At 50.9% G+C, this 21165-nt stretch carries 21 protein-coding genes; all 21 read left to right on the top strand.

Features of this window, described 5'->3' with window-relative positions; translation table 11 throughout:
• Nucleotides 1-97: 97 nt before the first annotated feature.
• The 21 genes from HBO09_RS05360 (at nt 98) to wecB (ending at nt 21160) form a co-directional block, all read left to right on the top strand.
• Nucleotides 98-1078, top strand: a complete 981-nt coding sequence (locus HBO09_RS05360; RefSeq protein WP_169996649.1) for an NAD-dependent 4,6-dehydratase LegB — start codon at nt 98-100, stop codon at nt 1076-1078.
• Nucleotides 1079-1087: 9 nt separating this feature from the next.
• Nucleotides 1088-2239, top strand: a complete 1152-nt coding sequence (locus HBO09_RS05355; RefSeq protein WP_169996651.1) for a LegC family aminotransferase — start codon at nt 1088-1090, stop codon at nt 2237-2239.
• The gene (gene neuC, locus HBO09_RS05350) at nt 2236-3390 is read left to right on the top strand and encodes a UDP-N-acetylglucosamine 2-epimerase (RefSeq protein WP_169996653.1); all 1155 of its coding nucleotides are present in this window, start codon (nt 2236-2238) and stop codon (nt 3388-3390) included. Before HBO09_RS05355 ends, neuC begins: the two co-directional genes overlap by 4 nt.
• A 3-nt stretch (nt 3391-3393) precedes the next feature.
• A complete protein-coding gene (gene neuB, locus HBO09_RS05345) occupies nt 3394-4479 on the top strand; it encodes an N-acetylneuraminate synthase (protein WP_169961283.1) in 1086 nt (361 codons plus the stop codon).
• Nucleotides 4476-5144 carry an acetyltransferase gene (locus tag HBO09_RS05340; protein ID WP_169996655.1) on the top strand — a complete coding sequence of 223 codons (669 nt, stop codon included), beginning with the start codon at nt 4476-4478 and terminating at the stop codon, nt 5142-5144. The genes neuB and HBO09_RS05340 overlap by 4 nt, the downstream gene beginning before the upstream one ends.
• A gap of 18 nt (nt 5145-5162) precedes the next feature.
• A complete protein-coding gene (locus HBO09_RS05335) occupies nt 5163-6209 on the top strand; it encodes a nucleotidyltransferase family protein (protein ID WP_169996657.1) in 1047 nt (348 codons plus the stop codon).
• Nucleotides 6206-7222, top strand: coding sequence for a Gfo/Idh/MocA family oxidoreductase (locus HBO09_RS05330; RefSeq protein ID WP_169996659.1), 1017 nt, complete (start codon nt 6206-6208; stop codon nt 7220-7222). Before HBO09_RS05335 ends, HBO09_RS05330 begins: the two co-directional genes overlap by 4 nt.
• On the top strand, nt 7219-7920 hold the full coding sequence (locus tag HBO09_RS05325; RefSeq protein WP_169996662.1) for an acylneuraminate cytidylyltransferase family protein: 702 nt from the start codon (nt 7219-7221) through the stop codon (nt 7918-7920). Before HBO09_RS05330 ends, HBO09_RS05325 begins: the two co-directional genes overlap by 4 nt.
• Nucleotides 7907-8668, top strand: a complete 762-nt coding sequence (locus HBO09_RS05320) for an oxidoreductase (protein ID WP_169996664.1) — start codon at nt 7907-7909, stop codon at nt 8666-8668. The genes HBO09_RS05325 and HBO09_RS05320 overlap by 14 nt, the downstream gene beginning before the upstream one ends.
• A 29-nt stretch (nt 8669-8697) precedes the next feature.
• The gene (locus tag HBO09_RS05315) at nt 8698-9681 is read left to right on the top strand and encodes a Gfo/Idh/MocA family oxidoreductase (protein WP_169996666.1); all 984 of its coding nucleotides are present in this window, start codon (nt 8698-8700) and stop codon (nt 9679-9681) included.
• Between the two features lie 12 nt (nt 9682-9693).
• Entirely contained in the window at nt 9694-10629 is a 936-nt protein-coding gene (locus HBO09_RS05310) for a Gfo/Idh/MocA family oxidoreductase (RefSeq protein ID WP_169996668.1), read from the top strand.
• Nucleotides 10630-10662: 33 nt separating this feature from the next.
• Nucleotides 10663-11916 (top strand): hypothetical protein, encoded by a 1254-nt coding sequence (locus HBO09_RS05305; RefSeq protein WP_170060852.1) that lies wholly within the window; start codon nt 10663-10665, stop codon nt 11914-11916.
• On the top strand, nt 11891-12556 hold the full coding sequence (locus tag HBO09_RS05300) for a GDSL-type esterase/lipase family protein (protein WP_169996672.1): 666 nt from the start codon (nt 11891-11893) through the stop codon (nt 12554-12556). The genes HBO09_RS05305 and HBO09_RS05300 overlap by 26 nt, the downstream gene beginning before the upstream one ends.
• A gap of 54 nt (nt 12557-12610) precedes the next feature.
• A complete protein-coding gene (locus HBO09_RS05295) occupies nt 12611-13843 on the top strand; it encodes a hypothetical protein (protein ID WP_169996674.1) in 1233 nt (410 codons plus the stop codon).
• On the top strand, nt 13830-14978 hold the full coding sequence (locus HBO09_RS05290; RefSeq protein ID WP_169996676.1) for a hypothetical protein: 1149 nt from the start codon (nt 13830-13832) through the stop codon (nt 14976-14978). The genes HBO09_RS05295 and HBO09_RS05290 overlap by 14 nt, the downstream gene beginning before the upstream one ends.
• 31 nt (nt 14979-15009) lie before the next feature.
• The gene (locus tag HBO09_RS05285) at nt 15010-16143 is read left to right on the top strand and encodes an N-acetyl sugar amidotransferase (RefSeq protein WP_169996678.1); all 1134 of its coding nucleotides are present in this window, start codon (nt 15010-15012) and stop codon (nt 16141-16143) included.
• Entirely contained in the window at nt 16140-16754 is a 615-nt protein-coding gene (gene hisH, locus HBO09_RS05280) for an imidazole glycerol phosphate synthase subunit HisH (RefSeq protein WP_169996680.1), read from the top strand. The genes HBO09_RS05285 and hisH overlap by 4 nt, the downstream gene beginning before the upstream one ends.
• Nucleotide 16755: 1 nt before the next feature.
• Nucleotides 16756-17538 carry an AglZ/HisF2 family acetamidino modification protein gene (locus HBO09_RS05275; protein WP_169961299.1) on the top strand — a complete coding sequence of 261 codons (783 nt, stop codon included), beginning with the start codon at nt 16756-16758 and terminating at the stop codon, nt 17536-17538.
• 310 nt (nt 17539-17848) lie between these two features.
• The gene (locus tag HBO09_RS05270) at nt 17849-18883 is read left to right on the top strand and encodes a polysaccharide biosynthesis protein (RefSeq protein WP_169996682.1); all 1035 of its coding nucleotides are present in this window, start codon (nt 17849-17851) and stop codon (nt 18881-18883) included.
• A 3-nt stretch (nt 18884-18886) separates the two neighbouring features.
• On the top strand, nt 18887-20005 hold the full coding sequence (locus HBO09_RS05265) for an NAD-dependent epimerase/dehydratase family protein (protein WP_169996684.1): 1119 nt from the start codon (nt 18887-18889) through the stop codon (nt 20003-20005).
• 24 nt (nt 20006-20029) lie between these two features.
• Nucleotides 20030-21160 carry a UDP-N-acetylglucosamine 2-epimerase (non-hydrolyzing) gene (gene wecB, locus HBO09_RS05260; RefSeq protein ID WP_169996686.1) on the top strand — a complete coding sequence of 377 codons (1131 nt, stop codon included), beginning with the start codon at nt 20030-20032 and terminating at the stop codon, nt 21158-21160.
• Nucleotides 21161-21165: the final 5 nt, after the last annotated feature.

Here is a 21165-nt window from a genome sequence, read left to right as displayed (position 1 = left end):
GCGCGATGCGTAGTCCGATGTAGGTGTTGGGCGGTTTTTTCGCTCTACCTGCACTGGCGAATCGTATCGTAGTTGGATTTACAGTTAAGGTGACGTGATGAAGAAAATTTTGGTGACCGGCGCAGATGGATTTATTGGGTCGCATCTGACCGAGCTCTTGGTTCGGGAAGGGTACGAAGTCAAGGCGTTATCTCAGTATAATTCTTTCAATTATTGGGGCTGGCTGGAAGATGTAAGTTGCCTGAAAGATATTGAAGTGTTGAATGGCGACGTCCGTGATCCGCACTATTGCAAACATATTACTAAGGGTGTTGATGCGGTGTTTCATCTAGCGGCGTTGATCGCTATTCCATACTCGTACGTTGCGCCTGATAGTTATGTGGACACTAACGTCAAAGGCACCTTGAATATTTGTCAGGCTGCTATCGATAACGGCGTGCAGAGGGTTATCCATACCTCCACCAGCGAGGTCTATGGTACTGCCCAATATGTACCAATAGATGAGAATCACCCGCTCCAGCCGCAGTCACCTTACAGTGCGTCGAAGATGGGTGCTGATGCCATGGCCATGAGCTTTTTCAACGCCTTTGATCTTCCACTGACTATTGCTCGTCCGTTTAACACTTACGGACCCCGTCAATCAGCGCGTGCGGTTATTCCGACGATCATCACGCAAATTGCCAGTGGTAAGAAGCAGATCAAGCTGGGTGATGTCTCGCCAACTCGTGACTTCAATTATGTGGCTGATACCTGCCGTGGTTTTCTGGACCTGTTACGTTGCGAAAAGGCTGTCGGTGAAGTCGTCAATATTGGCTCCAACTACGAGATCACTGTGGGTGATACCCTTAACCTCATTCGCGAGTTGATGGGTAGCGATGTGGAGTTTCTGACAGATGACCAGCGTTTGCGCCCAGAGAAGTCGGAAGTGTTCCGGCTGTGGTGCGACAACAGAAAAATTCACGGCCTTACAGGTTTTGAACCGCAGTATTCGATCCGCCAAGGTCTGCAGGAAACCATTGACTGGTTTACTCGCCCAGAGAACCTGGCTAAATATAAAGCCGATCTCTACAACGTCTGAGGCGCTGCCATGCTCGACTCACTTGTGAAGTTTGTGCGGGAACAATATCGCACTAATGAATTCATTCCTTTGCATGCTCCTGTCTTTGGCGGGAACGAAAAGCGCTATGTGCTGGAAACTGTAGACTCGACGTTTGTTTCCAGCGTCGGTGCTTTCGTTGATCGTTTCGAACGCGAGATGGAAGCATATACCGGCAGTCCGCGAGCGGTCGCAACTGTCAATGGTACCGCCGCCTTGCATGTCGCCTTGATGCTGGCTGGTGTCAAGTCCGGTGATTTGGTCCTGACGCAACCGCTCACCTTTGTAGCGACCTGTAATGCTATTGCTTACTGCGGTGCCGAGCCTGTATTTATCGATGTGGACAAACACACCCTGGGGCTTTCACCGGTAGCGCTTGAGCGCTGGCTGCAGGAGCATGCCTATTTGGATGTCGACGGTGTCTGCAGAGTAAAAAGTAGTGACAGGGTGCTCCGCGCCTGTTTGCCCATGCATACATTTGGTCACCCTGTAGAACTGGATTCTCTGATTGAGGTGTGTGGGTGCTGGGGGCTGGCGTTGGTTGAAGATGCCGCGGAGTCTCTGGGCAGTCTTTACAAGGGGCGTCATACCGGTACGTTCGGTTGTGTGGGGACGTTGAGTTTTAACGGCAATAAAACTATCACCACTGGCGGCGGCGGTATGATCCTGGCCAATGAAGCTCTGGGGGGCCGCGCAAAACATCTCACTACCACTGCGAAAAAGGCCCATGCGTACGAGTACGTTCATGACGAGGTGGGCTATAACTATAGGTTACCGAATCTGAATGCGGCCCTTGGGTGTGCTCAGCTTGAACAGTTGGACTCCTTTATTGCGGCCAAGCGCATTCTGGCAGGCCGTTACCAGGCATTCTTCGAGGGCAGCCAGTTCCAGTTTGTCGTTGAGCCCCAGGGGTGTCGTTCCAATTACTGGCTCAACGCCGTGATTTGTGAAAACCTCATGCAGCGCGATGAGTTACTGGCGTTCAGCAACCAGGCAGGCGTAATGACGCGGCCAATCTGGAAGTTGATGAGTCATTTGCCTGCTTATTCGAAGAGTCTGCAGGGTGACTTGAGCAACGCCCTGTGGCTGGAAGAGCGGGTTGTTAATATACCGAGCAGCGTTGTGCCGGAGTTGCAGGTTTGAAGCGCAACATTGCAGTGTTTACTGGAACTCGCGCCGAGTACGGTTTGCTTTATTGGCTGATGAAAGATATTCAGGCGAGTGAGCGCTTGGCGTTGCAGGTGATTGTGAGTGGTATGCACCTTTCACCTGAGTTTGGAGAAACCTGGAAAGGCATTGAGGCTGACGGTTTTGCCATTGATGCCAAAGTCGAAATGCTCCTGTCTTCGGATAGCGACGTGGGAGTAGTGAAGTCCATGGGGCTCGGCACCCTGGGCTTCGCCGATACCCTGGATCGTTTGCGTCCTGATATTTTGATTGTGCTCGGGGATCGTTTCGAAGCGCTGGCAATCGTGCAGGCCGCCCTGATCATGAAGATTCCGGTGGCGCATTTGCATGGTGGCGAAATTACCGAGGGCGCTTACGACGATGCTATTCGCCACGCCATCACCAAAATGGCCTATTTCCACTTTGTGGCTACGCAGCCGTATCGCCAGCGTGTCATCCAGATGGGTGAGTCACCTGAGCGAGTGTTCAACGTGGGAGCGGTAGGTTTGGACCATCTGCTGCGCAGTCCAAGAATGACGCGAGATGAGTTGTCGGAGAGTCTGGAGTTTGATCTGAACTCGCCTTTTCTGTTGGTGACTTACCACCCCGTAACGATGCTTGAAGAGGATCCAAGGCAAAGCTTCAATGCGCTGTTGTCCGCTCTTGATCAGTTTCCTGAGCACAAGATTATTCTCACGTATCCCAACGCCGATAACGGTGGGCGGGCAATTATTCCGTTGCTGGAAGAATATGCGCAGTGTGCCCCTGAGCGAGTCAAGGCAATTCCCTCACTCGGATTCAGGCGCTACCTGAGCGCGGTTGCGTTGGCCGATGTGGTGGTGGGTAACTCTTCCAGCGGCATTATTGAAGTGCCGGCTTTCGGTGTCCCTACTGTAAACATTGGTGCCCGGCAAGCCGGTCGCCTCGCCTCTGCTTCTGTGATCAATTGCACACCTGACATACGATCAATTGAAGACGCGATTCGCCGCGCGCTCTCTACAGCGTTCGCCAGTGTTTGCAAAGAGGCGGTCAACCCCTACGGCGCTGGCAATGCGGCCCATCGCATTGTTGATGTTCTCGAGCGTTTCGATGGGGCCTATCACAAGTCATTTCACGATTTGAGTTAAACCATGAAAGCATCCAACGAAGATTCGGTTTACATCATCGCTGAAGCGGGCGTTAACCATAATGGTGAGCGTGATCTGGCGTTCGCCCTCGTTGACGCGGCAGCGGCAGCGGGTGCTAATGCAGTGAAGTTTCAGACGTTTGACGCAGTACGTCTAGCATCAAAGGCTGCTCCCAAGGCCTCATATCAAAAGCAGAGTACTGACGTGGCAGAAAGCCAGCTTGCCATGCTCAAAAAGCTTGAGTTGCCAAGAGCGTGGCATGTTGATTTGCAGGCCCATGCACGGCGTAGTGGTATCGAATTTTTGTCTACCGCGTTTGATACCGACAGCCTGAATTTTTTGTGTGAAATGGGGTTGCCATTTTTCAAGGTGCCCTCTGGAGAGCTTACAAATGGCCCGCTGTTATGGCAATTCGCACATACTGGCAAGCCCCTTGTGCTTTCTACCGGCATGGCGACCATTAGCGAAGTTGAGCAGGGGTTAGCGATCGTAGCGCATGCAGTGGTCTCTGACCGTGAGCCTGCCAATATGGACGAAGTCTGGAAGAATTGGAGCCGCCCAGAGGTTCGTCAGCGTCTTCATGGCCACGTCACGCTACTTCATTGCACATCTCAATATCCGACGCCTTGGGCAGAGGTCAATCTGCGGGCGATGGACACGTTGAAGGCTTTCGGTTTGACGGTGGGTTATTCGGATCATACGGAAGGTAGTTTGATTTCCATCGCTGCCGTAGCCCGTGGAGCCAAGGTCATCGAGAAACATTTCACGTTGGACCGCTCGATGCCGGGGCCGGATCATAAGGCATCGCTGGAGCCTGATGAGTTGAAGTCCATGGTCAGTCAGATTCGCGCTCTGGAGTTGGCGTTGGGAGATGGGTGCAAGGCGCCTCAGCCGAGTGAATGGGATACTCGTAAAGCTGCTCGACAGCAGGTGGTGGCGGCAAGAGATATCAAATCAGACTCGATCATTACCAGGGATGACCTGACAACCGCTCGCAGTGGCTCCGGTTTGCCGCCCACGGCTTTGTGGGAACTGGTTGGCAGCCGCAGTCAGCGGGCTGTTCAAGCTGGTGAGATTATTGAGCAATGACCACTCCGCCGAGTGGGTCGCTGAAGTTGGTCATGCTGGGGGCGGGTGGTCACGCGAAGGTCTTGCTTTCACTGGCTATCGCCAGAGGCTTGGAAGTGCAGGGTGTCTGTGATCCGGAACTCCATCGGTTGGGAGTTGTAGAATGGCGTGGAATCAGAGTATTGGGCGGCGACGAGGTGCTGGAGCAACTCGATTGTGCGCGCGTTGGTCTGATAAACGGCATTGGGCAGGTAGTCGGGAGTAGCCTTCGGCAAACAATCTATGAGCGAGCGGTGGACAAGGGTTTTCGATTTCCCACTCTGGTGCATCCGACAGCTTTCGTCGATGGGTCTGCGGTTTTGGCAGAGGGGGTGCAGGTGATGGCGGGAGTTGTCATTCAGCCGGATGCGAGCCTGGGATGCAACACCATAGTCAATACTAGGGCGAGTGTGGACCATGATTGCCGTGTGGCTGCCCATGTGCACATTGCCCCCGGTGCGACACTTTGTGGAAACGTTCAGGTGGCAACCTGTGCGTTCGTCGGTGCAGGTGCGACGGTGATTCAAGGGCTGGTGATTGGAGAGTATGCAGTTGTCGGTGCCGGGGCGGTGATGGTTCGTGACTTACCAGCCCGGAGCATTTTATTAGGACAAACGGCGCGTTCCAGACCTGTGTCGGGCGAGTAAACATAGAGAAGGTATTCAATGAAACAATGGGAGTTAACACTCGTCGGTCCAGAGTGCTCAATGGAAGAGGCCATCGCAACGCTTGATCGTGTTGCGGTGCGTATTGTCATGGTTGTCGATCAGGAGCGTCGCCTGTTGGGCACCCTGACCGATGGCGATGTCCGCCGGGCCTTATTGAAGCAGCGACCATTGACGACCCCTATTCAGGAAATCATGTGCACGACACCGCGTACCGCTGGTCTTGGCTGGAGTAGGGAAAGAATCCTAGCCGTCATGGAAACCTATCAGTTGTTGCAACTGCCGGTGGTGGATCCCCATGGGCAAGTCATTGGCTTGGAAACATTGCACGATCTTTTGCACAAGCGCCGCAGGGATAATCCGGTATTTTTGATGGCGGGGGGCTTTGGTACCCGCTTGCGTCCCTTGACGCATAATTGCCCAAAACCCCTGCTCAAGGTCGGAGACAAGCCGATCCTGGAGCTGATTCTCGAACGGTTTATTAATTCCGGTTTCCACCGCTTCTTTATCTCCACCCACTACATGCCGGAAATGATTCGCGAACATTTTGGTGACGGTAGTCAATGGGGTGTCTCGATTCGTTACATTCATGAAGAGGCACCTCTGGGTACTGGCGGTGCTCTGGGGTTGCTGCCTCATGATGAGATCGATCTTCCGCTGTTTATGATGAATGGTGACTTGCTGACCACGCTTAACTTCGAGAATCTTCTGGAATTCCATCAGGGGCATCCTGGCGCGGCGACCATGTGCGTGCGCGAATATGAGTATTGCGTGCCCTACGGCGTTATTCAGAATGATGGTCATCGCATTCAATCGATGGTGGAAAAGCCGATCCAGCGCTTTTTTATCAATGCCGGGATATACCTGCTTTCTCCTGAACTAGTGAAGAGCGTTGCCGCGGGGACGCGAGTGGATATGCCGACACTGCTGGAGCGCGAAATTGCTGTCGGTCGCGACGTCAATATGTTCCCTGTCCATGAGTATTGGCTTGATATCGGTCGGATGGAAGACTTTCAGCGTGCTCAGCAAGAGTTCGGCGGGCTATGAGCGGACAGTCCATCTACTTAGTCATTGGAAGCGGCAGTATTGCAAAGCGGCATATTGGAAACATCAGGAAGCTTTTTGCTTCAGCGCGTATCGGCTGTGTTTCTGCGTCGGGCAGAACGTTGTCCGCGGATGATGTTGGCGACGATACGCTCATCTACGGCTCCCTGGAGGAGGCGCTCGAAGACAACCCGCTGTTCGCTATTGTCGCTTCGCCTGCGCCTTTGCACGCGGAATATGCTGCGCAGTTGCTCAATCGACAGGTGCCGGTTTTGATTGAAAAGCCCGTGTCCGATTCGCTGGAACGATTCGCAGCCCACCGTGATGTATTGGTTGCGCACAAAGACCGGATTGAGATCGCTTACAATCTACGGTTCATGTCTTCGGCGCTAAAGTTCAAGGCGTTCTTGGACGAGGGTATTGTGGGTGAGGTCCGAAGCGTCAGCGTTGACGTTGGGCAGTATCTGCCAGACTGGCGACCCGCCAGTGATTACCGAAAGAATGTGTCTGCCCGGCGCGAGTTGGGTGGAGGCGTATTACTGGAGCTCAGTCATGAACTCGATTACCTCGGTTGGCTGTTTGGTAAATTTGAAACGGCGTATTGCGTCGCACGGAATACCGGCGCTCTAGAAATTGACGTTGAGGATACCGTCGATGCGCTCCTGGTTCGTTCAGACCGATTGGTCATCAATGTGCACATGGATTTTCTCCAGCGAGCACCGGTACGTACCTGCAAGGTGATCGGGCAGCAAGGCACCTTGATCTGGGACATTCTCAACAATGGCATTGTCCTGCACACGGGCCGGGACCAGCAGCGTGTGCTGTTCGACGATACTTGTTACGACCGCAACAGCATGTACCTTGATCAGTTGCGGCACTTTGCCCAAGTGGCAGAAGGTTCGGCTTCGCCTGTAATCGGGCTCGAAGATGGGCTTCAGACACTGTGCCTGATCGAGGCAATGAAAAGATCTGTTGCTATAGGTCAGGTTGTCAAAATCGGAGATATTCAAGCGTGACTGTGTACGCCTTCATTTTTGCACGAGGTAACTCCAAAGGGTTGCCAGGAAAGAACATTAAATCGTTAGGTGATCACCCGTTGATTGCACACTCCATCAGGGTGGCGCAGCAGGTGTCTGGTATCGATAATATCTTCGTATCTACCGATTCCGACGAAATTGCGGCGGTGGCCGAAGCATATGGCGCTACGGTTATCAAAAGACCTGACGAACTGGCGACTGATACGGCGCCTGAGTGGCTGGCGTGGCGGCACGCCATCAACTACCTTCAGGCGGAAGGGCATGTGTTTGACGTGTTTGTCAGCCTGCCGGCGACCAGTCCGCTGCGCAGTGTCGGGGACGTCGAGCAGTGCTTGGCTTCCCTGGATCACAGCACTGATGTTGTGGTCACCGTAACCCCTGCGTCGCGCAGTCCCTACTTCAATATGGTCGTTCGCGATGCTCAGGGCGGTAGCCAACTGGTGTGTACAGGCGATAACGTGCATCGACGGCAAGACGCGCCGGCAGTCTATGACATGACGACGGTGGCTTACGTTGCTCTCCCCGAATTCATTTTGAACAATGAGCGCATCTTTTCAGGGCGCGTAAGGTCTGTTGTGGTGCCCCGTGAGCGGGCCGTCGATATTGATGATATCTACGATTTCAAAATGGCCGAAATACTTCTGGCTGACAAAGAGAAAACCCATGTTGAAGAATAAGAAGTTTCTGGTGGCGGGGGCGGGTGGGTTGCTTGGAAGCAAATTGACCGCTGCATTGATCGCTGACGGGGCCCATGTCATTGCCGCAGACATCAAGCCGAACTTGATGACAGAGCGTCTTGCGCAGCAGGGTGTTGATGTGGAAAGCGCTTCGTTGACCTGTGTAGAGCTTGACCTGAACGATGTGTCAACGGTTAATGCACTATTCTCTACGATCAATGGTGTTGATGGGGCTGTCAACTGCTCATATCCGCGAAATAAGCGCTATGGTGCGAAGTTTTTTGATGTCACGCTCGCAGATTTCAATGAGAACGTTTCTTTGCACTTGGGTTCGTCTTTTCTCTTTATGCAGCAGTGCGCCGCCTACTTCAAACGTGAACAGGCACCGTTTTCCCTGGTGAACATATCTTCGATCTATGGGGTTGTGGCGCCGAAGTTTGAAGTCTACGCCAACACGCCTATGACCATGCCCGTAGAGTACGCGGCTATCAAGTCGGCGCTCCTTCATCTGAGCAAGTATCTCGCCAGTTATGTCGCGGACAGCGGATTCAGGTCGAACAGCGTGAGTCCTGGTGGCATTTTCGATCACCAGCCTGAGCAGTTTCTGGAGCAATACAAGAAGCAAACGCTGGGTAAGGGAATGCTCGATATCAGTGATGTGCTCGGTTCGATAAAATTTTTGCTTTCCGACCACGCTCGTTACGTTAATGGCCAGAACATCATCGTCGATGATGGTTTTAGCCTGTAATTCACGCTCACGAAAGAAACCGTCCAAATATGTTGAATTTTTTACTGATAGGCGCAGGACAGTTGGGCAGTCGTCATCTGCAAGCATTGGCGCTTTCGGACTTTGCTGATATTTCTATCCAGGTGGTGGAACCGTCAACGGAGGCGCGCAAGGTCGCTCAGGAGCGTTGGGAGCAGGTTGCCAAGTCCGAAAGCATCAAGTCCATCGAGTTTCTGGCCGATATATCCAAGGCCAGTCGGACCATCGATTTTTGCATCATCGCAACCAATGCAAACTGTCGCTTACAGGTGCTCAAGGAATTGTTGGCCAACGTCAGCGTTCGCCAGTTGGTTCTGGAAAAGGTTCTTTTCCAATCACTTGAGCAACTGGATGAGGCAAGCCATCTTTTGTCCTCTGTGGACACTCGGGTATGGGTGAACTGCCCGCGACGCATGTTCCCGATTTATCAAGAACTGAAAAAGCGCCTGGCCAATGAACAGACCCTGAGCCTGCAGGTGCAGGGTAATGGCTGGGGGCTGGCCTGCAATGCGATTCATTTTATCGACCTCTGGGCTATGCTCGGTGGCGAGCATGACTATGTGCTTGATACTTCTGGTCTTGACGTCGCGGTCGCGGAAAGCAAGCGCCCAGGCTACAAAGAGGTATCGGGTACATTGTCCGGTGCTTCGGGTGAGCGTGGTTTTTTCTTGACGTCGACAGCGGGAACCGAGCCGGTGCCGCTGAGAATCCGTATTGAGACGGAACACTTTATTATCAGCGTCAGCGAGTCGGTGGGGAAGTGCACCATCCAGGCTAAAGAAACCGGGCACCAGGAAGTACTGACATTCTCGGCCCTCTACCAAAGCCAGTTGTCTCACGAGGTTGGCAGGCAGTTACTTGCAAGCGGTAATGGGCGATGCGAATTGACTCCCTTCAATGAGTCAGCCTCGTTGCATGCACCCTTCCTTCAGGGATTGCTTGAGTTTTTCAACAAGCAAGATGGTTACGCCCACACCCTTTGCCCAATCACCTGATTCAGGTTAATCATGATTTTACTAGTTGGTGCCGGCCCGATGGCCGTTCAATACGCAAAAGTGCTGCAAGGCATGGAAAAGCCTTTCGTTGTTGTTGGCCGTAGCCAGCAATCTGCGGGCGATTTCAACGCCAGCGTTGGTGTCCAGCCACTTGTTGGTGGGGTAGAGGCTTTTTTTCCTTCGATCCATTCCATCACTCATGCAATCGTTGCGGTCAGTGTCGAGCAATTGGAGCACACCAGTACCTACCTCTTGGAAAACGGGGTGAAGCACTTGCTGGTGGAAAAACCAGGCGGCATGACCTTGGAAGCTATTGAGAGACTACAGGCGCTTGCGCAGGCGCAGGGAGCGTCAATTTACATCGCTTACAATCGGCGCTTCTTGGCCTCGGTAATAAAGGCTCGTGAGCTGATTGAAGAGGATGGTGGAGTCACCAGCTTCAACTTTGAAATTACCGAGTGGTCTGACACCATTCAGAAAATCCCCAAGGCTGAGGGGGTTAAGGAAAACTGGTTCTTTGCCAACACCAGTCACGTAACCGACCTAGCCTTTTACCTAGGAGGCAAACCCCGTGAAATTGCTACGTTTACCGCAGGTGGCTTGTCCTGGCATCGTAGGGCTGCGCGGTTTGCCGGTGCAGGTGAAACGGAAGAGGGCGCTTTGTTTTCTTATTCGGGGGACTGGGAGGCGCCGGGTCGTTGGGCTATAGAGGTGTTGACCCTCAAACGTCGCTTTATCTTCAAGCCGCTGGAGACGTTGCAGGTGCAGCTTATCAACAGTGTTGCAGTAGAAACCCTAGACATTGACGTAACCCTAGACGCTGATTACAAGCCTGGCTTGTATCTGCAAGTCAAGCATTTTCTGGTGTCGGACAAGTCAGGCTTGTGTTCTTTGGAAGATCACCTCGAAAATAGCAAGCTATACGCGCGTATTGCCGCCTATGTTTAACCTCGAGTCGGTATCACACAGCGTATTAGCGTTATGAGGCAGGAAGGGCGAGCGGGTGCCATCAAGTACGTGTTGGCAACCTATAGCGAATTTTCGCTAGTGGCGTTACTAACACTGTTCTTCACTAACATGGCAAGCCAGCAGGCACTCGCAGACTCCAGTGTTGCTTTTATTGTGATCTCCTACAGTACCTTCCTGGCGATGGGGTTTCACAACGGTGCGATTCGGGACGGTGCGATCAGTACGAGTAACGATGAAAAGAACGATGTCCTCAGGCTGGAGCTTTACTTCTCAGCTTTTGTCGCATTCGCGCTCATGATTGCAGCTGTGATTGCTCGGGATAACTTCTACCTGATGGCAGGGCTTTTCATTGGAGGAATCAATCACCTTAAAACTGCCTGTCAGACGGTATTCAGGCTGCAAGGGATGGATTTACTGCTCAATACTTTGAACGTAGCATGGGCGACGGTATTTTTTGTATCGTTCTCACTGCTTGCCTGGTTGAGTCAGGGTATTGCACTGGAGGTTAGGTTCTTTAGTGCGTGGGGGGCATCGGCCGCATTTGTCATCTGTGTATTTTTTGCCTTCTGCCTGTTCACGCTCAAGGCCTTCAGGTCTCATGCTACGACGAATGGAGCGCTTTTTTTTAAGGTGCTTAGCTCTTCAAAGTATATGTTCTTGATGGCTAGTGGGCTGGTGGTGTTACTGACTTCTGACCGGCTGGTATTGAATACATTAGAAGCTGCCGAAAAGGTAAGGGCGGACTTTCAATACGTCGACGTGCTGACCAATATCTACTTTCTAGGTATGACCTCAGTGCTGTATTACTTCACGCCGGGACTATTGAAACGCTTCAGTGGTATCGATGCGACACATCAAGGTACGTTCACCGCGATGGTGACAAAGTACGCGACCTATTTGCTAGGTGTCGTGATTTTCTTTGTATTAGTGATGGTCGTGTTTTTGTTGGTGGTTGATAAGTTGAGTTGGGCGCTGCTGGGGGTGTTGGTGTCGATGCTGACGTTAAAAACGCTGCTGATCTGTTTGGGCTTTTTGTGTAATTTTTATTTGGCCCAGCGCTTGGAGAGAATTTTAGCAGCGTCCTACCTTGTCTTGATGTTGGTAGGGCTCTCACTGTCCTTCCTATACGGTTATTTTTTTATTGGCACGTCGTTCCTAGTTTTTTTGCCTCTACTCAATGCCCTGCTGGTTGGTGCCCTTGTTGTATATTTACTCAAAAGAATAAGTGTCCAAGACAAACATGAAGAAAGTATTTGTATTAACTGACTCTCTGGGCTTGCCCCGGGTTAAACCGGCTCGTATCGACGATGAGCAATGCTGGACCTATCGTCTTGCAGATCAGCATGCGGCGAGCTACAGATTTCGGGTGGTCAGTGTGCCGGGGATGGACACCAATCAGTTGGTGTCCTTGGTTGACGACTACTATCAGGCTATCGATGCTGATGTGGTGATTGTTCAAGTGGGAATTGTCGATTGCTACCCCCGTGCGATCAAGAAAACGGAGCTTTCGCTGTTGCTGAGAATGCCCGGTGTCGTCAATCGGCTTATCCACCGATGGGTGAAGCGAAACTATGCGACGCTTATTGTTTCGCGTGGAATTCGCTATGTCCAGCCAGAGCAGTTCAAGGCCAACCTTCAACGCCTCTCTGATCAGTTTCCCCGTGCGAAGGTGTTGGTTGTGCCAATCGCGCCGCCTTCAGCTGCGTATATAACAAAAAATCCACGTATCGAGGCCGCTGTGGCTCAATACAATGCAATTCTGGCGTCGAGTTTTCCTAATGGCTTTCTGGCCGGGTGTTACCCCGCGTTGGCCGAAGATATTTTTCTCAGTGATAACCATCATTTGAATGCCATGGGAAATGAACAGGTGTTCCAAGCAGTGAGTGCAGTCTTGGCTCGTGGTTGAGAGCACTGAATATAGGATTTGGTAGGGCGTATGATATTCCTGGTTGTGACGTTCATGCTGGTAGTGTTCCTTATGTTCAGGAACAAGGAAGTGCTGTGCCCTTCGAATATAGTTTTTGGTAGTTATTTCCTTTACTTTGTTTTTCCGAGCATCCTGTTTTATGTGCTGGAGTGGGTAGGCTGGGTTTATGTCCTGCCATGGGGGAAGGTTAACGATTGGTCAAAGCTTTCCGATGAGGCAGTCCTGTCGTTTGCCTATGTGTTTTCTCTGTTTTTCTTCTTCACCCGCTTTTTTGAAGTCTTGATGGCGCGAACATCGGCTCAGGATCTGTTTTCAAGTTACCGTGTCAACCCGTTGATGCTGTTCGTCGCAAGTACTCTGATTCTGGTAGGAGGGTTGTACTTTTTTCAAGTAACCGGGGGCATTGATGCTTGGTTTGGTAATTACAGCGATACCTATCTTGAAAATAAGAAAGGCTACGGACTGCTCAATTTTCTGCTTATCATGAGTTCTAATTTTCTTGCCTTCGTGCTCGGATTTTACTGGCGGACCCAGCGTCGGGTCAGTTGGTTTTTGATTCTGTTCGTGCTGTTGGTTTTGACCTTCTGTGCATATATTCAGGGGGTTAAAAGTCGAATTTTCTATTTTGCCATTTTTTTCAGCATTCCCTGGCTAAGTGTGGCGCGGCTCACGCTCAAGAAGGGGGCGTTCATCTTTCTTGGATTTACCTTGGCTTTCAGTTTTGCCATGTACTTTCGCTCCAATGGCTTTTACAGCACTCCGGAAATGTTGCTTGAGTATTTCTTGAGCTACTTTAATACAATTTTTTTGCACGACATGATTCTTCGAGACATGCCATCCGACGCATTCTTGACGATGAGTTATCCGATCAACAAGTGGTTGACCTTCGTTGGGGTGCCGTCTGAAGAGTACTTGCACGACATCAGTCGTTGGCTGACGTCGATCTATTATCCCGAGCAATGGTTTGAAGGGGCGGCAACCCAGCAATGGCCGATTGAGACTGAGCTGTATTTGAATTACGAGAGCTACGTATTTTGGATTATTCCAATATTTATCTACTCCTTATTTATCTGTGGCTTGTATTTATTGCGCTATCGCCTGGGGCCAGTATTTCTATTTATTTTTGTCTGTGAGTTACTGTTTTTCCTCAGTATGTTTCGTGGAAGTATGTTGCAGTGGATTGCACTATTTAACGTGGTTTTTTATGGGCTTCTATTATTGTGCAGTCGCGTGCTTTTTATTCGAGTAACTTATGATGAGCTATAAAAGTATTTCGTCGTTGTCCGAGTTGATTCTTCAAGCGTATGTGAATGAGGTATGTCTCGATCGCTCGCTGAAGGCGAAATTCCTGGCCTCGGAGCCTCTGGCTGAAGCGTTGCCCCAATATAAGGTCATGCCGCTTTTATCCCTGCGTAAGCGCTATGGCGTGCCAGTGCTGTGGCTGTTATGGCTTATGAAATTCTCGATCCTGCCGATGCTCGCATTGGCAGCGCTGGGCAATCTCTTGTTGGCACTGGTGTTCTTGCTACCGCTCTTTCGCCGACATGCAACTGCGTTGCCACAGACGGTGTGTTTGCCTAACACAAAGAACTTGAAGCTGTTTCATTACCTATTTGACGACTTCGACCAGCGTATGCGATTTGAGTGCCGGCGACCTTGGGCGGTGCTGCGATACCTAGACGCGAAGGACTATTTGCGTGCAGTGCTCATCGTGTGGAGGGTATTATGGTCCATTCTGACGTATCCGACTCAACAGGGTGTGCGGCGTAAGGACCTCATTTTTCATGTCCTAGATCTGTTGCCGCTGGTTTGGTTCTCATTGTTTGTCTGCAAGTTGTCAGGCTTGGGCAAGCAGTTGGTTACTGACTGCAACCTGCAGCGGTGGGACTACATAGCAACGCATGTAACTAGTTACTGTTCGATTATTCAGCACGCTTACATTCATGCTGATCTTGAGTTTGCCCACCCATTTGGCCAGGTTGACTGTTTGTATGTCTTCGATCCCGAATTTGAGGCCGTCTTCTCACGATATTATCATTTTAAAAGAACTGATATTATCAAGCCCAAGCTGAAGCTCGATGACATGGGCAGTGAGAAAGAGGTGCTCTTTCTCGCCTCATCCGCTCCCTTTCTGGCCATCGAAATTGATTTTATTGAACGTGTCAAGTCCAGGTTCGATTTTTTTGTGGTGGTCAAACTCCATCCGCGCCATCTCTACGATGAGTCGGTTTCGCAGCTGACTTCGTTGGCCGACCACGTGGCAGCGCCTGCTGTATTTCCGGATTGTGATTACCAGGTTTCTTATGATTCGTTCCTGGGCTATGAGTACAAGGCGCTAGGGAAAAATGTTTTGTTTCTAAAGGATGAGTGCTCCATACAGATGTTTATGGATCACCCGTAATGTCAATGGCGGGATTTGAACGGGGAGCCTTATGAGCTACCAAATATGCAACACGTGCATCATGGACACCTCCGATCCTCACATCAGCTTCGATGCGCAGGGTCGTTGTGAGTACTGTGGCAACTTTCGTACGAACATCCAGCCCAACTGGCATGTTGATGCGCGAGGTGAGGCGGAGTTGATGAAGATTGCCGAGCGCATAAAAGCCGACGGCAGTGGGCGCGATTTTGATTGCATCATCGGTCTGAGTGGCGGGCTGGACAGCTCCTACCTTGTGTATATTGCCAAGGAGAAAATGGGGCTGCGGCCGCTGCTTTTTCACGTCGACGCTGGTTGGAACACCGATCAGGCGGTTAGCAACATTGAAAAGCTGGTTGACGGTCTGGGTCTGGATCTATACACCGAAGTCATCAACTGGGAAGAGATGAAAAGCCTGCAACTGGCTTTTCTCAAGGCTCAGGTTGCTGACCAGGATATCCCACAGGACACTGCATTTTTCTCGGGACTGTACAAATTCGCCAAGGCACACAAGATAAAATATGTGTTGACTGGGGGGAATTTTTCTACTGAATGCTGCCGCGAACCTGAGGAATGGGGCGCTTACCCGGGCATCGATAAGACCCTGATAAATGATATTCATGGAAAGTTCGGCTCACGAAAGTTGAAAAGTTTCCCGATTGTTGATGTGTTGGCATACAAGATTTATTACCGCTACGTACTCGGTATGCAAGTGGTGCGCCCGCTGAATTTGTTGCCCTACATCAAGCAGGATGCAGAAGAGACTCTTGAGCGGTTGTTTGGATGGAAGAAGTTCCAGCACAAGCACCATGAGTCGCGCTTTACCCGTTTTTACGAAGATTACTGGATGCCCCGGAAATTTGGTTACGAAAAGCGCCGGGCTCACTTCTCCAGCTTGATCATGACGGGGCAAATGACCCGTGAGGCGGCGTTGGAGCGCATTTCCCGGCCCGAACTGGATGAACAGTTCCTGAAGTCGGAGTTTGAGTACGTTGCCAATAAGCTCGACTTGAGTGTCGAGGAGTTGCAAGCGCTTTTTGAGGGCCAGAACAAAACGTTTCATGACTACAAAAATAAACGTTTCATGATCGGTCTGGGGGCCCGTGTGCTCGGTGCGCTGGGTCTGGAAAGAAGACTGTTCAGATGATTACCATAATCGATTACGGCTTGGGCAATATCCAGGCCTTCGTGAATGTCTACAAGCGCCTCCATATACCAGTGACTGTCGCCCGCTCTGCGCAGGAACTGCTGGGTGCAAGCAAGCTGATTTTGCCGGGTGTAGGTGCGTTTGATCATGCTATGGGGCGTTTGAATGCATCCGGGATGCGTGAAACACTCGATGAGTTGGTTCTTGTAAAAAAAGTCCCGGTTGTTGGTATCTGCGTGGGTATGCAGATCCTTGCAGACTCCAGCGATGAAGGGTCATTGCCAGGGCTCGGCTGGGTGCCGGGGCGAGTACGACACTTTCGTTCTGTGCCTGGACTGGAACGCTTGGCGCTGCCTCACATGGGGTGGAATGATGTCGAGCCATTGCACTTGAATCCCTTGTTTAAGGGGTTCGAAGAGGACGCGCGTTTCTACTTTCTCCATTCCTTCTATTTCGAATGTAGTCAGGAGTCCCATGCGTCTGCCCGCGCTTCGTACGGTCTGGATTTCAGTTGTGCGGTGGCTGTGGATAATGTCTATGGCGTTCAGTTCCACCCGGAGAAGAGCCATCATTTTGGGGTGGGCCTTCTTAAAAATTTCGCGGAACTATGAAATGCTAAGACCTAGAATTATTCCCTGTTTATTGATTCAGGATAGCGGGTTAGTAAAAACCGTACGTTTCAAAGATCCCAAGTACGTGGGTGATCCGATCAACGCGGTGAAAATTTTCAACGAGAAAGAAGCCGACGAATTGATTGTCGTGGACATTGACGCCACCGTTAATGGTCGTGAGCCCAATTACAAGCAGATTGCGCACTTGGCTGCTGAATGCCGTATGCCTCTGTGTTATGGCGGTGGTATTCGCACGCCGGAACAGGCCAAGCGAATCATTGCGTCTGGTGTAGAGAAGGTGGCTATCAGCGCTGCCGCGTTGGAAGATCCACAGCTGATTACCCGTATTGCTGAAGAAATCGGTCGGCAAAGCGTTGTGGTTGTGCTCGATCATAAGAAGCGCTTGCTCAGCAAACAACATGATGTCTGGACGCACAATGGCACGCGTAATACCAAGCGTAATGTGTTGGATGTCGCAGCCGAGGTGGAGAAACATGGGGCGGGGGAGATCGTGATCAACTCCATCGACAATGATGGCCGGATGAAGGGCTATGACATTGATCTGGCGATGGAATTACGTAAGGCCGTGAGTATTCCTGTCACCATTTTGGGGGGCGGTGGTTCGCTGGAGCATATGGGCGAGGTGATTTCGGTCTGTGGTGTCGTGGGCGTCGCAGCAGGCAGTTTCTTTGTATTCAAGGGACCTTATCGTGCCGTTCTGATCAGCTATCCCAGTGCAGCACAAAAGGATACATTGATACTTTCGGCTTTGAAATTACATTGATTTTTCGGGGCGATGAGCTTGTAGTGATGATCGCATTATTCGAGTCGCGCAAGGGCGGCTGAGCTTGATGCGTGGCCACTGGCGTTACGCCGGACTTGTTGGGGAGTGCAGGCTAGCGAGGTGGTATGATATGAGTTTGCCCTGTACATAAGCCCGTTACTGCGCTGGGTGAGATGAGGCCTGGAAAAGCGGCTGCGCTCAGGTGCTTACGCAGTATTTGTTGGCTTTTCGAGGGGCCGGAAAAATAGATGTCTTTGTTTTGTGCCGTATTCTGACTGATTTGGATTTCATATAAAGGTTTAGGTGAATTATGTTTAATGGAAAAAAACTTCTCATATCAGGCGGCACCGGCTCTTTTGGCAATGCAGTCCTGAAGAGGTTTTTAGATACGGATATCGCCGAGATCCGCATTTTTAGTCGTGATGAAAAAAAACAAGACGACATGCGCAAGCACTACAACAATTCAAAGTTGAAGTTTTATATTGGTGATGTTCGTGATTACCAAAGCGTGCTGAATGCTACCCGTGGTGTCGATTACATCTTTCATGCGGCTGCACTCAAGCAAGTCCCATCTTGCGAGTTTCATCCGATGGAGGCTGTCAAAACCAATGTTATTGGTACTGACAACGTGCTGGAAGCAGCCATTCAAAACGAAGTAAAGCGAGTCGTCTGCCTCAGTACCGATAAGGCGGTTTACCCAATCAATGCGATGGGTATTTCAAAAGCCATGATGGAAAAAGTCATGGTAGCTAAGTCTCGTAATGTTGACGAAACTAAAACTGTCATTTGCGGTACACGCTACGGTAACGTCATGGCGTCCCGTGGTTCAGTTATTCCACTGTTTATCGATCAGATTCGAGCTGGAAAGGCGCTGTCGATCACTGATCCCAACATGACTCGTTTCATGATGACGTTGGCGGACGCAGTTGATTTGGTTCTTTATGCGTTTGAGCACGGGAATAACGGCGATCTGTTCGTTCAAAAGGCTCCTGCGGCCACTGTTGAAACCTTGGCGCGAGCGCTGACTGCCTTGATGGGGCTGCCGCAGCACCCTATTCAGATCATTGGCACCCGCCACGGCGAGAAACTGTACGAGGCACTTTTGAGTCGTGAGGAAATGGCGTGCGCCGAAGACCGTGGTGAATACTTCCGCGTACCACCTGATTTACGTGATTTGAACTACAGTAAATTTGTGGAGGAAGGTGAGGAGAAAATTTCTACTATGGAAGATTATAACTCTCACAACACCGATCGCTTGGATGTAGAGGGCATGCAAAAGTTGCTCCTGAAACTGGAATTCATGCGCGCAATCCAGCGTGGCGAATACGCCACTCTTGAGGAGTAAGCAATGAAGGTACTGATCACAGGCGCCCAAGGTTTTGTAGCTAAAAATCTCTGTGTACATTTGCGAGAGCGTCCGGATGTTGAGGTTTTGCAATTTTCTCGTGAGGACAGCATTTTTTCGTTGAAAGAAATGCTCTTGCAGGCCGATTTTGTATTTCATCTGGCGGGTGTCAATCGGCCGCAGGATCCTGAAGATTTCAAAACCGGAAATACGGATCTGACTCGTGCAGTCTGTGACGGTATTGTTGCCAGCGGTAGAAAAATCCCAGTGCTTTACACTTCATCCAGTCAGGCAGAGCTTGATAATGCCTATGGGGTCAGCAAATTGGGTGCTGAGCAAGCGTTGGTTGATTTGGCAGCGGAGCATGGCGTACAGGTACATATTTTTCGCTTGCCCAATGTGTTTGGAAAGTGGGCTCGTCCCAACTACAACTCGGCGGTAGCGACGTTCTGTAATAATATTGCCCGTGACCAGCCAATCCAGATCAATAATCCTGACGCTGCTATTACATTGGTTTATATCGACGATGTGATCGCCCAGTTTATCGCGGTGATGGATGGCAAGCTGTCCGGTAATCCCTTCATCACGGTTGAGCCCGTCTATGGAACAACGGTAGGAGCGCTTTCAACACAATTGACGGCCTTTCGCGATAGCCGTGGAACCCTGTTAACGGAAGCGGTCGGCACCGGGTTGACCAGGGCACTCTATTCCACCTACCTGAGTTACGTGCCCCCAGAGCGTTTTACCTATGAAGTTCCCAAGTATGGTGATCCGCGTGGTGTCTTTGTCGAGATGCTCAAGACTCGGGATTCTGGCCAGTTTTCCTACTTCACCGCGCACCCTGGAGTCACCCGCGGTGGCCATTACCATCATTCGAAAACCGAAAAATTTCTGGTGATCAAAGGTGATGCATGTTTTCGTTTCCGACACATCGTGTCAGGCGAATTTTACGAACTGTTTACCACTGGTGAAAAACCTGAAATTGTAGAAACAGTGCCAGGCTGGACCCACGATATTACTAATGTCGGCCATGATGAGATGATCGTCATGCTCTGGGCTAACGAAATTTTTGATCGTGAACACCCCGACACCTATGCGTTGCCCGTGGGCACTGAAGCCTAAACACATGCTCAAGTAGAGACAGCCATGAAGAAGTTGAAAGTTGTTACGGTAGTAGGCACTCGTCCCGAGATTATTCGTCTGTCGCGAGTCATTGATTCGCTCGACAGGCATTGTGATCATGTGTTGGTTCATACCGGGCAGAACTACGACTATGAACTCAATGAGATTTTTTTCCAGGATTTGGGCATTCGCAAGCCCGATCACTTTTTGAACGCAGCCGGTACGAGCGGCGCAGAAACCATTGGTAATGTGATTATTTCTGTTGATCGCGTGCTCGCTGAAGTCCAGCCCGAAGCGCTGCTGGTACTGGGTGATACCAATAGCTGTATGGCAGTCATTCCTGCCAAGCGCCGCAAGATCCCAACGTTTCACATGGAAGCGGGCAATCGCTGCTTCGATATGCGGGTCCCTGAGGAAATCAACCGCCGTATCGTTGATCACACCGCCGATATCAATCTGACGTACAGCACAATCGCGCGCGATTATCTGCTACGTGAAGGGCTATCCCCGGACATGGTGATCAAGACCGGCAGCCCTATGTTCGAGGTGCTTAATTACTATCGTGCGGGTATTGATGGGTCGGATGTACTTGAACGCCTGGGGCTGGAGCATGGCAAGTTTTTTGTCTGCAGTGCTCACCGCGAAGAGAATATCGATTCGGACAAGAACTTCCTCAAGCTGGTGGATGTGCTCAACACCGTCGCTGCTCACTATGAGCTTCCGGTCATCGTTTCAACCCATCCTCGTACACAAAAACGTGTGGATGCAATGGGTGTAACGTTTCATAAGAACGTACAGTTGCTCAAGCCGCTAGGCTTCAAGGATTACAACAAACTGCAACTGACCGCCAAGGCGGTATTGTCGGACAGTGGTACGATCAACGAGGAGTCCTCTATCCTGAACTTCCCGGCCTTGAATATCCGTGAAGCACATGAGCGTCCAGAAGGGATGGAAGAGGCAGCGGTCATGATGGTTGGGCTTGAGGTCAACCGTGTACTTCAAGGGCTAAATATCCTGGAGAGTCAAGGTTCGGGTGATGAGCGCACTTTGCGTCTGGTAGGCGATTACAGCATGCCTAATGTTTCAGAGAAAGTTGCCAGGATTATTCATAGCTATACCGATTATGTGAATCGTATTGTCTGGAAACGCTACTGATTGAG

Source organism: Pseudomonas sp. WS 5027, assembly GCF_012985695.1.
In the GTDB taxonomy this organism is placed as follows: Bacteria; Pseudomonadota; Gammaproteobacteria; order Pseudomonadales; family Pseudomonadaceae; genus Aquipseudomonas; species Aquipseudomonas hygromyciniae.
The sequence above is the reverse complement of the archived record's forward strand: the minus strand, read 5'-3'. Positions and strand labels throughout refer to the sequence as shown.